Here is a 13,324-nt window from a genome sequence, read left to right on the forward strand (position 1 = left end):
TGGATAAAAAGGTTGTTTTTATTTATTCTTTATATTATGATACGAATTATATTAAAACCTAGTAAATTGATAAGTATAATAATTAAAAGGGGATTTCATATGAATGAAGCGATTCAAAAAGTGCAATTTCAGCTTGAGGAGCAGTTACCAGAAGTAATTGAGTGGAGAAGGTATTTACATCAGCACCCCGAATTATCTTTTAAAGAGAAAAAAACATCACAATTTATCCTAAATGAATTAAAAAAGTTACCTTTAGATATAAAAGAAAATATAGGTGGTCATGGTATTGTCGCTACATTAAGAGGGAAGTCAGTTGGTCCAGTCGTTGCGTTTCGAGCAGATTTTGATGCATTACCGATTCAAGATTTAAAAGATGTAGCATATAAATCAAAAAATGACGGTGTTTCTCACGCTTGTGGACATGATGGACATAGTGCTGCTCTCTTAGGATTTGCAAAAGTACTTTCTAAATGTAAAGAACAGCTACATGGCGCAATCGTATTTATTTTTCAACCGGCAGAAGAATTACCACCAGGCGGTGCGAAATTTATGATTGAAGAAGGAGCACTTGAAGGTGTGGATGTCATTTTCGGTGCACACCTTGATACTTCTGAACCTACAGGAACTATTTCAATTGGAGCAGGCTATCAAATGGCTGCAGTTGATCGGTTTAAGATTACATTACAGGGATTAGGAGGTCACGGTGCAAGACCACATGAAACAAAAGATGCAATTGTACTCGGTTCTAAAATAATTAGTGACTTGCAGCAAATTGTATCGAGAAGAATCGATCCTTTCTCACCAGCGGTTGTTACTGTGGGAATTTTTCAGTCAGGGAGTGCATTTAATATTATTGCAGATTCTGCTGTAATCGAAGGTACAGTACGTACAATGACAAATGATGTACGCACCAAAATCCAAGAAGAGATTGAGTTAATTGTGTCAAAAGCAGCTGAAGGAGCGCATGCAACGTACGATTTAGAATACATAAATGGTTATCCAGCACTGTATAATCATCCAGTAGAATCTGAATTAGTTACACAGCTTGCTTCAGATTTACAAGTAAAAGCGCTTCAACCAGTTATGGGAGCTGAAGATTTTTCTTATTATTTATTAGAAAGACCAGGAACATACTTTAGAGTAGGTGCTCACAATGAGCAGGAGAGTACACAATTTTCGCATCATCACCCTAAATTCGACTTTGATGAAAAAGCATTACTAAATATGCAACAAACATTTTTAAAAATTGCAGCACATTATGTACTAAAGGAGGAAGAAGTTCATGCCGAAATTTGAATTTGACCATATTGTACACTTTTTGAATCAACCAGAAGCGTTTATCCATGAACTAAATGAACAAAATATTCATGCAGTTGAAGGAGGAAGACATGAAGGGCGAGGGACGTATAATGCATTAAGCTATTTTGATTTAAGTTACATTGAATATCTTGGTGTATATGACGAAGAACTTGTACGTAAGAGTAATCCAGCACGTCATAGTATGATGGAAACAATTATTGAGCAAGATTTTGAAGAAAGTCTTGTAAGATTCGCAATTCGTACGGATGATATTCAAAAAGCAGCAGCACATTTTAAAGAAGCAGGTCTAACCGTTACAGGGCCAGATGCAATGTTTCGAAAAAGACCAGATGGTAGCGAAATTCATTGGCAATTACTTTATATAGGTGAAGAAAATAATAAGTTGCCACTTCCTTTTGTTATTCAATGGAATCAATCAAATGAGGAACGCCGTAATGAACAAATTCAGCAGGGAGTAATTGGTCAGCAACTACCGAATACAGCATTAGAAGGCGTCGTATTTGTAGTGGAAAATGCAGAAGAAACAGCTAAACGCTGGGGTGGTTATTTCAAACAACCAGTTGGTAAAACATATGTAGACCAGACACTTCAAGCCAAGATTGTAACGATTCCTCTAAATGGAGGAGAATTGTATTTCGCAGAACCTGTAGGTGAAGGTGTCATTAAAAATACATTGCTAACAAAAGGTGAAGTACCTTTTCAAATTAATTTAAAAGGATTCAATGAAGAAAAATTATTTGAAGCACATAATGGCCGTTATTTATTAAAAAAGTAGATATTAAAACCAAGTATTTTTATAAGAAAAGGGGATTTTTATGAAGAAAACAAAATTAACTTTATTAACAGTCATTACACTTGTATTACTTGTTCTCACAGCATGTGGTTCAAAATCTAAAGATACGGATGCTGCAGCAGATAGCGATAAAGTTGTGAAAATAGGTTATCAAAAGGGAAATACAATTAACATTTTAAAAGAGAGTGGCTATTTAGAAAAGAACTTGAAAGAGAAAGGTTACAAAGTAGAATGGCGTGAATTTTCACATGGTGGAACTTTACTGGAAGGGTTATTTACAGGGAATATCGATTTTGGTCATGCTGCTGATGGTTCAGGTATTACAGCGCAAGCGGGTAACAAACCTTTCGTATATGTAGGAGCAGATAAACCAAATCCAGAGGGTATTGGATTACTGGTTTTAAAAGATTCAGGCATTAAAAATATTAAAGAATTAAAAGGTAAAAAAGTAGGTGTATTAAAAGGTGGAAATCATCACTATCTAGCAATGTTAGCAGTGGAAGATGCTGGGTTAAAAGTCGATGATATTGAATGGGTTTATCTACAAGATGCTTCTCAATTAAGAACAGCTTTTGAAACGAAAGCAATTGATGCGCTTGGCACGTATGATCCTTTCTTTGCAGGAGCTGAAACAGATTTAGATACTGTTAATTTAACAGAAGGGAAAGACTATGACTACCCGAATCGTACATTCTATTATGCAAACGAAAAATTTAATCAGCAACACCCAGAATTAGTTGAAGTGATTTTAGATTCGATTGCTGAATCAGATGAGTGGGCAAATAAAAATAAGCCTGAAGTTGTTAAGTTAGTTTCAAAAGCTTTAGGAATTAATGAAAAAGTGATTAAGCGTGCGATTGATCGCCGTACTTATGGTTTAGATCGTTTAGATGAAAAAATTATTAAAACACAACAGGCGCAAGCAGACTACTATACAAAAGTAGGATTAATTCCACAAAAAATTAATGTTTCTGAACGTGTCAAAGATACCAAATAAGGAGTGAGGCAAATGAAAGAAAAGAAGTGGAGCATTATACCTTGGCTAATCCCTATCGCATTTGTTGGGGCATGGCAATTAGTAACACAGTTTCAAATTGTCTCGACACAACTGGTTCCTGCTCCTTTAACAGTACTGAAAAGCTTTTATCAATTAGTTATTTCAGGAGACTTACTATATCACTTAGAAGGAAGTCTTGGTAGAGCATTTATTGGTTTACTGATTGGCGGGGGAGTTGGTTTTATTTTAGGTATTACCAATGGACTTTCAAAATTTTCCTTTCTTTTTACAGATACATCGTTGCAAATGGTTCGAAATGTACCGAATCTAGCACTTGTACCACTTGTTATTATTTGGTTTGGTATTGATGAAGGAGCAAAAATTTTCTTGGTAGCTATCGGTGTGATGTTCCCAATCTATATTAATACATTACATGGTATCCGAAATATTGATCCTGGTTATATTGAGATGGGAAGAATGTATGGATTAAAAGGCTTTAAATTATTTAAAGAGATATTACTGCCAGGTGCATTACCATCTATTTTCGTTGGTTTACGTTATTCATTAGGTGTGATGTGGATGACATTGATTGTAGCTGAAACAATTGCAACGACAAGAGGAGTTGGCTATCTAGCAACAACAGCTCAACAATTTATGCAATCAGATATAATCATTATTACGATTATTTTATATGCGTTATTTGGTAAATTAGCAGATTTATTAGCAAGATTTGGCGAAAAAAAGGCTTTGCGTTGGCATAAGGCTTATTAAAAAGGAGGAAGATACATGGTCGTCACAGCTCGTCCAATAACACCTGTTAAATCAAAAAGTGGTGTAGAAATCACACTACAACAAGTCGTGAAAAAATTTGGTGAAAAAACCGTCTTAAAAGAAATTTCTCTCACAATTGAAAGAGGCGAATTTCTAGTAATTGTCGGTAAAAGTGGTAGTGGTAAAAGTACATTATTACGTTTGACAGCTGGATTGGATCAACCTAGTTCTGGCACAATTCAATTTGATGGCCTATCTCCTAAAGAAGCAAAAACGAATGTTCGAATGATGTATCAAGATTCGCGTTTATTACCTTGGAAAAAAGTAATTCAAAATGTAGGGATTGGCTTAGCAGGAGACTGGGAAACAAAAGCAGCGCATACATTAGAACAAGTAGGTTTAAGTGATTTTAAAGATCAATGGCCTTCTAATCTTTCAGGTGGTCAACAACAGCGTGTGGCATTAGCACGAGCTTTAGTAAATAACCCAGACTTATTATTGTTTGATGAACCGTTAAGTGCACTAGATGCATTAACACGTTTAGATATGCAAAATTTAATTGAACAATTGTGGTTAGAAAAAGGCTTTACAGCAATGTTGGTGACACATGATGTACAAGAAGCTGTAAAATTAGGCGATCGCATTATTCTCATAGAAGATGGTGTTGTTGCATTAGATATTCGTAACGATGCTAAAAGACCACGTGGTTTTGATGATGAACAATTAACAAAGCTAGAAAAACAAATTTTAGCACGTATTATGCAAAATCATGAATAAATAAAAAGTCCGATAAGTAGGCAATTTCTACTTCGGGCTTTTTATTTTCACGTAGAAATATTTTGTCAGTCGAAATAATGATAGATTTTCATTTTATTCCTTTATATACTATTGAAATAATAGAGGAGGGGATATTTTGAAAGTCATACAATATTTTCACCCCGTCGTTTGGAATATCTTATTAGGAACAATCTTCACCCGTATCGCAAGTTTTATGACAATTCCATTTCTTGCGCTTTACTTACATAGTGAGTTACATGCAGAACCTGTGACAATTGGTATAATCATCGGTCTTGCGCCATTACTTGCAACGGTTGGAGGTTTTTTTGGAGGTTATTTAACCGATCGATTTGGTCGAAAACTTATTATTTTATTATCTGTTTTTTGCTGGACACTTGTTTTTTTAGGCTTTGCACTTTCAACATCTATCGTGATTTTTGGATTTTTGAGTGCATTGAATGGACTTTGTCGTTCATTTTTTGAACCTGCAACACAGGCATTGATGGTGGATTATACGACGCCTGAAAAACGCCGTCGCTTATTTTCTGTACGTTATACAGCGATTAATATCGCAGCAGTAATCGGACCATTAGTAGGTGTTTGGTTAGCAGCGCTATCCAACCCACAAATTCCATTCATTATTACAGCGGCTATGTACGCGTTGTATGGTTTTGCACTAGTATTTATTTTGAAGAAATATGCGACACAAGCGACAATCAAAACAACGAAAAGTATTACGGCTGTATTTCAAGTGGTTTTCACCGATCGAAAATTATTATTATTACTTGCAGGAGGCATTTTAGTTTCTGTAGGTTACTCACAGTTTGATTCGACACTTCCACAGTTTGTCAATGCGACATTAGATGATGGTGTAAAACTGTATTCTGTACTAATTGCGGTTAATGCGATTGCGGTACTCATTCTACAGTTACCGCTGAGTATGATTAGCGAAAGAATTTCAACGATTCGAACATTAATTTTAGGGATTGTATTTTTTGCGATCGGTTTTGTATTATTTAATATTTCAGAGAGCTGGACGATGTTTATTATTGCGATGATTCTCTTTACAATAGGTGAGATTTTCGCATTCCCGATGATGAATGCCGTCATTGAGGAGATTGCACCAGAGGACCGGAAAGCGACGTATCTCGGTGCGTCACAGCTTAAAAATATTGGTAGCTTTGTAGGACCAATTCTCGGTGGATGGCTATTAATTCAATTTCAAATGGGTGTATTTCATATTATTGCGGCGATTACGCTATGTAGCATTCCATTCTATTACTGGACGTTTGTTAAAAAAGAAGCTTAAATATAAAAAGGCTAGGAGCTATGTATATTTCATACATAAATCCTAGCTTTTTTTAGTTAGTCATTTGTCACGTAACGATCTTTCGCTGCAATGAAGCTTGCAGTTAAAGAGATTGCGACAACGAAAATATACATAATATTTGCTGCATCGTAACTGTGGTAAACATCGTGAATGAAACCATAGAGTACAGGCCCAACAGCGGCGATTAAGTAGCCAAGTGATTGAGCGAAACCAGATAAGTCTGCTGCTTCGAATGAGTCGCGTGAACGAAGTGAGAAGAACATCATACACATACTAAATGAAGCACCGCCTGCAGCGCCTAATAGAATCATCCAGACAACAGAATAATCTGTCCAGCCCATGATTAATCCAGCAAATCCAATGATGTAAAAGACTGCAAATAGCGCAACAACAGGACGTTGGTCTTTTAGACGACCGGCTAAAATCGGTGTGATAAAGGTCATTGGAATTTGGGATACTTGCATGATGGAGAACATTAATCCAGCTTGAGCAGCTGTCATACCTTGTTCTTTAAACATTTCTGGTACCCATGCCGCAGTTGTATAGAAAATCATCGATTGGAAACCCATCGAAATCATAATGACCCATGCGAGTGGATAGCGCCACATTTGTTTCTTTTCTTTTTGAGCAGTAGTCGGTGCAATTTCTTCTTTAGAGATATTTCGTGTTTGTGGAAACCAGATGAAAACAGCAGCAATTGCTAAAATAATCCACACACCTAAAGAACCTTGCCAACCGAATGACAATGTTGATAACGGATAACTCACACCAGCAGCAATACTAGCAGATGAGTTCATTGCGACTGTATAGATTGCTGTAAGTAAACCTACTTGGAATGGAAATTTAAGTTTGATTAAACTAGGTAATAGTACATTGCCAAATGCAATTCCGATTCCAATTAAGGTAGTACCGATAAATAATAACGACGTCACGCCACTTGAACGAAGTGCCATACCCACGACTAAGATAATCATTGATAAGAATAGAGAGCGTTCAACCGTAATTCTACGCGATATTTTCGGTACGATTGGTGACACGACAGCAAATGCAAGTAGAGGAATGGTTATAATAAAGCCAGCTACTACATTTGAAATATGTAATGAGTTTCGAATATCTTCGATTACGGGGCCAACAGACGTTAGGGGAGAGCGAAGTGTTAATGCAATGAAGACGATTCCAAGTACAAGAAGCCATGTTGTTGAAGTCCATTTTAGTTTTTTTGAAGCAACGTTTTCTGTAGGTGACATAACTTTCCTCCTATATATAATTTGATTTATCGTAACATTATGCCCCTACCTATTCAATAATAAATTCGTTTCACGAAAGTCTTAATTGTATAATAGTTGAGAGTTTTTATGTCTTGAATTCGTCTGTAGAATATATTAAGATAATAGTAGAAATAATATAAATATTGCAATGCCTCATCCGTTCGATGAGGTAGAGGTCGCAAAAAATAAAAGTAGTATAATCGAGATGTAAAAGCATTGGTGACATTATATGAAAGGATTTTTTGCCGAAGTGGTGGGTTGCTTTTACAATCAACTGCTGGGGCTGTCGCTTAATAGGTGCAGAACTGTCACATCTGTGAGGGTGTGTTGAGCTATCTTTTTCAAGGTTGATGAGTGTCATTGTGTGATTACAACCATCCAAGATTGCTTGAGATGGTATTTTTATTTTCCAGGAAATAATCACTTACGAACACCTCAACTAACATATTCCCTGCAATAAAAGGAAAGAGGAAATGAAATGAGTCGTACAAAAGCAAGTCAAGAAGCGCCTACAACTCTAAAAAGAGGACTAAAAAGTCGTCACATTATGATGATTTCACTCGGCGGTACGATTGGGACAGGTTTACTACTTGCAAGTGGTAACTCAATCGCACAGGCTGGACCAGGTGGAGCGCTATTAGCATATGGTTTAATCGGGATTATGGTATTTTTCTTAATGACAAGTTTAGGAGAGATGGCAGCGTATATGCCTGTTTCAGGTTCGTTTAGTACGTATGCAACAAAGTTTATCGATCCAGCACTTGGATTTGCATTAGGATGGAACTATTGGTATAACTGGGCAATTACAATCGCAGCTGAAATTGCAGCTGTTTCAATCGTTATGAAATATTGGTTCCCTGATACAGCGTCATGGATTTGGAGTGTATCATTCTTAGCTATTATCTTCTTGTTAAACTACTTATCGGTGAAAAGTTTTGGTGAAAGTGAATATTGGTTCGCATTTATTAAAGTAGCTACAATTATTATCTTCTTAATCGTTAGTATTTTAATGATTTTTGGTATCTTAGGAGGTAAAGCACCTGTTGGTTTTACGAATTTCTTTGCAGGTGATGGTCCATTCCACGGTGGATTCTTTGCGACACTCGGTATTTTCTTAGCAGCAGGATTCTCATTCCAAGGAACAGAGTTAATCGGTATTACAGCTGGTGAAACAAAAGATCCAGGCAAATCGATTCCAAAAGCAGTGAAGCAAATCTTTTGGCGTATTTTATTATTCTATATCTTAGCCATTTTAGCGATTGGCTTATTAATTCCTTATACAGATAGTCGTCTAATCAATGATGGAGAGACGGTTACGACAAGTCCGTTTACGCTTGTATTCGAAAATGCAGGTATTGCTTTTGCAGCTTCGATTATGAATGCAGTTGTTTTAACAGCTATTTTATCTGCTGGTAACTCTGGATTATATGCTTCATCTCGTATGCTTTGGGATTTAGCGATGGAAGGTAAAGCACCAAAGATTTTTAAAAAGTTAAACCGTCGCGGTGTACCATTTGCAGCATTGATTGCAACAGTCATCGTTGCAAGTTTATCATTCTTAACATCTATTTTCGGTGAACAAGTATATATTTGGCTATTAAGTGCTTCTGGTATGTGTGGTTTTATCGCATGGCTAGGTATTGCAGCCAGTCACTATCGTTTCCGAAAAGCACTGATTGCGCAAGGGAAGAACTTAGATGAAGTATTACCATATAAATCAAGATTTTTCCCATTTGGTCCATTATTCGCATTCATCTTGTGTGCATTAGTTGTCTTCGGACAAAGTTATTTTGCATTTGAAGATGGGCAATTTAGTTGGTATGAACTACTTGTTTCTTATATTGGTTTACCAATTTTCTTCTTACTGTGGTTCGGTTATAAAATCAAAAACAAAACGAAAATGGTTAAATTAACAGAGGCAGATGTGGAACCGACTAAAAATCTTTATACAGAAGAATAGCAAAAAGCACTCGGGATTTCCGAGTGCTTTTTTATGTAGAAATAATGAATTTTTAATTATTTCCTAAAAAGAAAATCATGAATAATAGAGAAAATTATGCAAAAAATATAAACAACATTAAAATGTTATTTAAATTTATTTATTTCCTTTTTCATCCATTTTAATGGTTAATCACGAACGAAAAATTAAATAACTAATATAAATGTTCATAATAAGGCTCTATTTTCTTATTTTCAGCTTAAATATGCTCGATTCGTGTCAGAATATTTTTAATTTAAGAAATCTAGTTGTAAAAAGTATTTCCCGTGATATAATTTGTACATTCTTTAAAAAACATACACACGCATTCACTCATATAATAGTGGGAATATGGCCCACGAGTCTCTACCGATTTGCCGTAAACGAATTGACTATGAGGAAGCATGATTTAGTGTCTATTTCGTATATATATGAAAAAGCTCAAAGTTATTGCTCCACTCGTAGAAGAATTGGGGCAATGGTTTTGAGCTTTTCTTTATATGAGGAGATTGCATCTATTAAAAAAAGGTAATTTGAATTTGAAGGGAGATCCTCATAGTGAAAGCACTTCAGGACAAAATCATTAAAGACGGTAAAGTATTATCAACAGAAGTTTTAAAAGTAGATTCATTTTTAAATCACCAAATCGATCCAGAGTTAATGCAACAAATTGGTCAAGAATTTGCTGATTTATATAAAGATGCAGGTTTAACAAAAATCGTAACAATCGAATCTTCAGGTATTGCACCAGCGGTTATGGCTGGCTTAATTTTAGGAATCCCTGTGGTGTTTGCACGCAAACGTAAATCTGTCACATTAACAGACAATTTCTACTCAGCAGAAGTGTATTCATTCACGAAGCAAGTATCAAGCGACATTTCAGTTTCTAAAGACTTTTTAAATAAAGATGATGTGGTATTAATTATCGACGATTTCTTAGCAAATGGTGAAGCAGCAAAAGGCTTATTAAGTATTGTAGAGCAAGCAGGTGCAACAACAAGCGGTATTGGAATTGTAATCGAAAAAGGATTCCAACCAGGTGGACAAGCACTTCGTGATCAAGGTCACCGTGTAAATTCATTAGCCATCATCTCTTCATTAGAAAACGGGAAAGTACAATTTGCTTAGGAGGCAACTTTTCAGATGAACAAGCTTAAACTAACGACTCTTGCGTTTCAACATTTATTAGCAATGTATGCAGGTGCAATCCTCGTACCATTAATTATTGGTGGTTCTCTTGGTATGACACCTGAACAATTAACGTACTTAGTTTCAATCGATATTTTAATGTGTGGTATTGCGACATTACTCCAAGTTATGCGCGGTAAAGTATTCGGCATTGGTTTACCACTTGTATTAGGCTGTACATTCACAGCTGTAACACCAATCATTACAATCGGTAAAGAATACGGTTTAGGTTCAATTTATGGAGCAGTTATCGCTTCGGGTGCAATTGTTGTATTAATTGGTGGTATTTTCGGGTTATTAGTTAAGTTATTCCCACCAATCGTTACAGGTTCAGTTGTAACGATTATCGGGATTACATTAATTCCAGTAGCATTCAATAATGCAGCTGGTGGCGATGCAACAAGCCCAGATTACGCATCATCGGAAAATGTATTATTAGCATTTTTAACACTTGCGATTATTATTTTATTCTATCGTTTCTCAAAAGGTTTTATGCGCTCAATTGCAATTCTAATCGGTTTATTAGTTGGTACAGTTGTTGCATCATTCATGGGATTCGTAAGCTTTGATAATGTACGTAATGCAGATATGGTACACATGGTTAAGCCATTCTTCTTTGCAACACCAGAATTCAATCTTGTACCGATTGTGACAATGACCATTGTTGCGATTGTATCGTTAGTTGAATCAACAGGTTCTTACTTTGCATTAGGTGAGATGACAAAAACACCTGTAAATAGTAAAAATTTAGCACGTGGTTATCGTTCAGAAGGTTTAGCATCTGTTATTGGTGGTATTTTTAATGCCTTCCCTTATACTGCCTTCTCTCAAAATGTTGGTTTAATGCAATTAACAGGCGTTAAAAATCGCGCTGTAATCGGAATTATGGCTGTTATGCTTATTGCTCTTGGTTTTTTACCAAAAGTAGCAGCATTAACAACAATCATTCCAACACCAGTTCTTGGCGGTGCGATGATTGCGATGTTCGGTATGGTTATCTCTCAAGGTATTAAAATGTTAGGACGTGCAGTAGTAGAATCAGAAGGTAATGCGATGATTATTGCTTGTTCAGTTGGTATGGGTTTAGGTGTAACAGTTCAACCAGGCATCTTTAATTTCTTACCAGGTTCACTAAGCATCTTAACAAGTAACGGGATTGTAGCAGGTTCATTAACAGCGATTGTTTTAAATATAATCTTCAATATGATTCCTTGGAGACGTGATGAAAAAGCACCAATCGAAGAGTCGGCTTCTGTTCAAATGAAAGAAGAAGTTGTTTCTACAACAGAAAAACACGCTTAAGCGATGAAATACCTTAAAGTGCTACTCGCATTTTAAGGTATTTTTTATTATCATTAAGAGAAGGTTAAAGAGATTTGGGGTGTTTTAAAAGTGGAGTTGGGGCAAGTATTAAAAGAGATTCGCTTGAATCGTGGACATAGCCAGTTAAATGTCGCGCATAAGATCATTTCACAAGGTGTTTATTCAAAAGTAGAAGCAGGTACAAGGGACTTAGACGCAGTTGGTTTTTTGAAAATTGCGAACCGTTTGAATGTCACACCAGATGAAATTGAATTTATAAGCAATGGCTATAATTATAATGAAAAACAACAAATTTTAAATGAGTTCTTTCAATTGAATTATAATGACCCAGAGAGATTAAAAAAGATTAAAGCAAAGGCAATGGACTATTTAAAACACGGTGATGACTTAGAATTACGTGAGATTCATCTTCTTTGTGATGCCTTATTAGTTGTATCAGATTCAGAAGATTTCGATCGTGCACGCGAACTCATTGAACCAATTTGGAGAAGGCTGAAAAAGTATGATCAATGGTATTTATATGATATTCGTTTAATTAATACGATTCTCTTTATGTATCCTCTTGATACGACGATTGCGTTTTCGCAACGTGTACTTGAAAGGCTAAAAGATTATGAAAAGCATGAAAAGGTGGATCAGTTAAAAGATATTTATAATATAAACTTATCACTATTATTAATTAAGGCTGAACGTTATGAAGAAGCGCTTGAAGTAGTGGAGGAACGTCTTGAAAATCGCAAACGTATGAATTATACAATGTTGGCATTGCATCTTGGAAGACGCGCACTATGTAAGAAGCTACTGCATATCCCCGGGCATGAAGAAGATCAAGTATTAATGCGCTATGTTTTAGAAGCATATGAAGCGCATGATTTATTAAAACGTTTAGAAGAAGAGTTTGAACAATATACAATAGAAGGAACACAGGTTTAATCAAAAGAGGCATTTCGCTATGATGAAATGCCTCTTTGTCTGTTTAAAAATCACGTTAATTGTTCCATTCTTTCATTTGAATTTCTTCAGCAATCATTTGCAAGTCGTAAGCATCTATTTTGATACATTCATAAGCATGGTTTTCCATATATTTTTGTGCGAGTTCATACATGTATTTAGGAGAACCTTCATTTTCATCATCATACACAATTAATAGTGCGTCGGAATGTGTTAAAAACCATTTGTTTTTTTCAATGAATTGCCATGGTGCTTCATAAGGTCGATTTGTAATGCTGCTTGTAAAATTGGCGTGTTGCATGATTTCTTGATATTTCTCTTTTTTTACGTCGTTCCAATTTTTCTCTTGTTCTAAAAATGGTGTGACGATGGCGAAATGTAGTTGTGGAAATTCTTTTTGTAGCGAAATGACAACATCTGCTGCCCATGTTTCGACACCTAATTGGCCACTCAACAACACCCATTCTAAACCTTGTTCGATTAAAGAACGCAGCTTTTCCTCCAAAGCCTGTTGAATGACTCGAACACCGGGGTGGTCTTCTTGAAAAATGCCGAGTTCCTGCGCTTTATAGCCTGTAATAGCGACTTTGCTAATAATCATATTGAACACCTCTTTCTTTTATTGTGC

General features: G+C 35.8%; 12 protein-coding genes and 2 riboswitches. Of the genes, 10 read left to right on the plus strand and 2 right to left on the minus strand.

Annotated elements, in window-relative coordinates; translation table 11 throughout:
- Positions 1 to 99 precede the first annotated feature (99 nt).
- From MHB75_RS13750 to MHB75_RS13775, 6 genes are all read left to right on the plus strand, one after another.
- Positions 100 to 1,296, plus strand: coding sequence for a M20 metallopeptidase family protein (locus MHB75_RS13750; RefSeq protein ID WP_340998313.1), 1,197 nt, complete (start codon positions 100 to 102; stop codon positions 1,294 to 1,296).
- The gene (locus MHB75_RS13755) at positions 1,283 to 2,095 is read left to right on the plus strand and encodes a VOC family protein (RefSeq protein WP_340998314.1); all 813 of its coding nucleotides are present in this window, start codon (positions 1,283 to 1,285) and stop codon (positions 2,093 to 2,095) included. The genes MHB75_RS13750 and MHB75_RS13755 overlap by 14 nt, the downstream gene beginning before the upstream one ends.
- 40 nt (positions 2,096 to 2,135) lie before the next feature.
- A complete protein-coding gene (locus MHB75_RS13760) occupies positions 2,136 to 3,110 on the plus strand; it encodes an aliphatic sulfonate ABC transporter substrate-binding protein (protein ID WP_141273837.1) in 975 nt (324 codons plus the stop codon).
- A gap of 12 nt (positions 3,111 to 3,122) precedes the next feature.
- On the plus strand, positions 3,123 to 3,881 hold the full coding sequence (locus MHB75_RS13765) for an ABC transporter permease subunit (protein WP_340998317.1): 759 nt from the start codon (positions 3,123 to 3,125) through the stop codon (positions 3,879 to 3,881).
- A 15-nt stretch (positions 3,882 to 3,896) separates the two neighbouring features.
- Positions 3,897 to 4,658, plus strand: a complete 762-nt coding sequence (locus MHB75_RS13770) for an ATP-binding cassette domain-containing protein (RefSeq protein ID WP_141273835.1) — start codon at positions 3,897 to 3,899, stop codon at positions 4,656 to 4,658.
- A 136-nt stretch (positions 4,659 to 4,794) separates the two neighbouring features.
- Positions 4,795 to 5,967: an MDR family MFS transporter gene (locus MHB75_RS13775; RefSeq protein ID WP_340998318.1), complete on the plus strand. Its 1,173-nt coding sequence runs from the start codon at positions 4,795 to 4,797 to the stop codon at positions 5,965 to 5,967.
- A 56-nt stretch (positions 5,968 to 6,023) separates the two neighbouring features.
- Here the strand turns inward: MHB75_RS13775 and MHB75_RS13780 are convergent, their stop codons facing one another.
- A complete protein-coding gene (locus MHB75_RS13780; RefSeq protein ID WP_141273832.1) occupies positions 6,024 to 7,235 on the minus strand; it encodes a CynX/NimT family MFS transporter in 1,212 nt (403 codons plus the stop codon).
- A gap of 183 nt (positions 7,236 to 7,418) precedes the next feature.
- A riboswitch (Lysine riboswitch) is annotated at positions 7,419 to 7,599 on the plus strand.
- A gap of 135 nt (positions 7,600 to 7,734) precedes the next feature.
- Between MHB75_RS13780 and MHB75_RS13785 the strand changes: the two genes are divergently transcribed.
- The 4 genes from MHB75_RS13785 (at position 7,735) to MHB75_RS13800 (ending at position 12,678) form a co-directional block, all read left to right on the plus strand.
- On the plus strand, positions 7,735 to 9,216 hold the full coding sequence (locus MHB75_RS13785; RefSeq protein ID WP_340998321.1) for an amino acid permease: 1,482 nt from the start codon (positions 7,735 to 7,737) through the stop codon (positions 9,214 to 9,216).
- A gap of 331 nt (positions 9,217 to 9,547) precedes the next feature.
- Positions 9,548 to 9,649: riboswitch (purine riboswitch) on the plus strand.
- Between the two features lie 143 nt (positions 9,650 to 9,792).
- Positions 9,793 to 10,362: a xanthine phosphoribosyltransferase gene (locus MHB75_RS13790; RefSeq protein WP_141273830.1), complete on the plus strand. Its 570-nt coding sequence runs from the start codon at positions 9,793 to 9,795 to the stop codon at positions 10,360 to 10,362.
- Between the two features lie 15 nt (positions 10,363 to 10,377).
- On the plus strand, positions 10,378 to 11,724 hold the full coding sequence (locus tag MHB75_RS13795; protein WP_340998322.1) for a nucleobase:cation symporter-2 family protein: 1,347 nt from the start codon (positions 10,378 to 10,380) through the stop codon (positions 11,722 to 11,724).
- A gap of 96 nt (positions 11,725 to 11,820) precedes the next feature.
- The gene (locus tag MHB75_RS13800; RefSeq protein ID WP_340998323.1) at positions 11,821 to 12,678 is read left to right on the plus strand and encodes a helix-turn-helix domain-containing protein; all 858 of its coding nucleotides are present in this window, start codon (positions 11,821 to 11,823) and stop codon (positions 12,676 to 12,678) included.
- A gap of 55 nt (positions 12,679 to 12,733) precedes the next feature.
- On the opposite strand, the gene MHB75_RS13805 is transcribed toward MHB75_RS13800, so the two are convergent.
- The gene (locus tag MHB75_RS13805) at positions 12,734 to 13,294 is read right to left on the minus strand and encodes a DUF1273 domain-containing protein (RefSeq protein ID WP_340998653.1); all 561 of its coding nucleotides are present in this window, start codon (positions 13,292 to 13,294) and stop codon (positions 12,734 to 12,736) included.
- Positions 13,295 to 13,324: the final 30 nt, after the last annotated feature.

Source organism: Kurthia sp. FSL E2-0154, from assembly GCF_038003625.1.
Taxonomy (GTDB): domain Bacteria; phylum Bacillota; class Bacilli; order Bacillales_A; family Planococcaceae; genus Kurthia; species Kurthia gibsonii.

Bases quoted from the DNA above. Each gene is read 5' to 3' on its own strand.
- MHB75_RS13750 (WP_340998313.1), top strand. From the start codon at position 100: ATGAATGAAGCGATTCAAAAAGTGCAATTTCAGCTTGAGGAGCAGTTA.
- MHB75_RS13755 (WP_340998314.1), top strand. From the start codon at position 1,283: ATGCCGAAATTTGAATTTGACCATATTGTACACTTTTTGAATCAACCA.
- MHB75_RS13760 (WP_141273837.1), top strand. From the start codon at position 2,136: ATGAAGAAAACAAAATTAACTTTATTAACAGTCATTACACTTGTATTA.
- MHB75_RS13765 (WP_340998317.1), top strand. From the start codon at position 3,123: ATGAAAGAAAAGAAGTGGAGCATTATACCTTGGCTAATCCCTATCGCA.
- MHB75_RS13770 (WP_141273835.1), top strand. From the start codon at position 3,897: ATGGTCGTCACAGCTCGTCCAATAACACCTGTTAAATCAAAAAGTGGT.
- MHB75_RS13780 (WP_141273832.1), bottom strand. From the start codon at position 7,235: ATGTCACCTACAGAAAACGTTGCTTCAAAAAAACTAAAATGGACTTCA.
- MHB75_RS13785 (WP_340998321.1), top strand. From the start codon at position 7,735: ATGAGTCGTACAAAAGCAAGTCAAGAAGCGCCTACAACTCTAAAAAGA.
- MHB75_RS13795 (WP_340998322.1), top strand. From the start codon at position 10,378: ATGAACAAGCTTAAACTAACGACTCTTGCGTTTCAACATTTATTAGCA.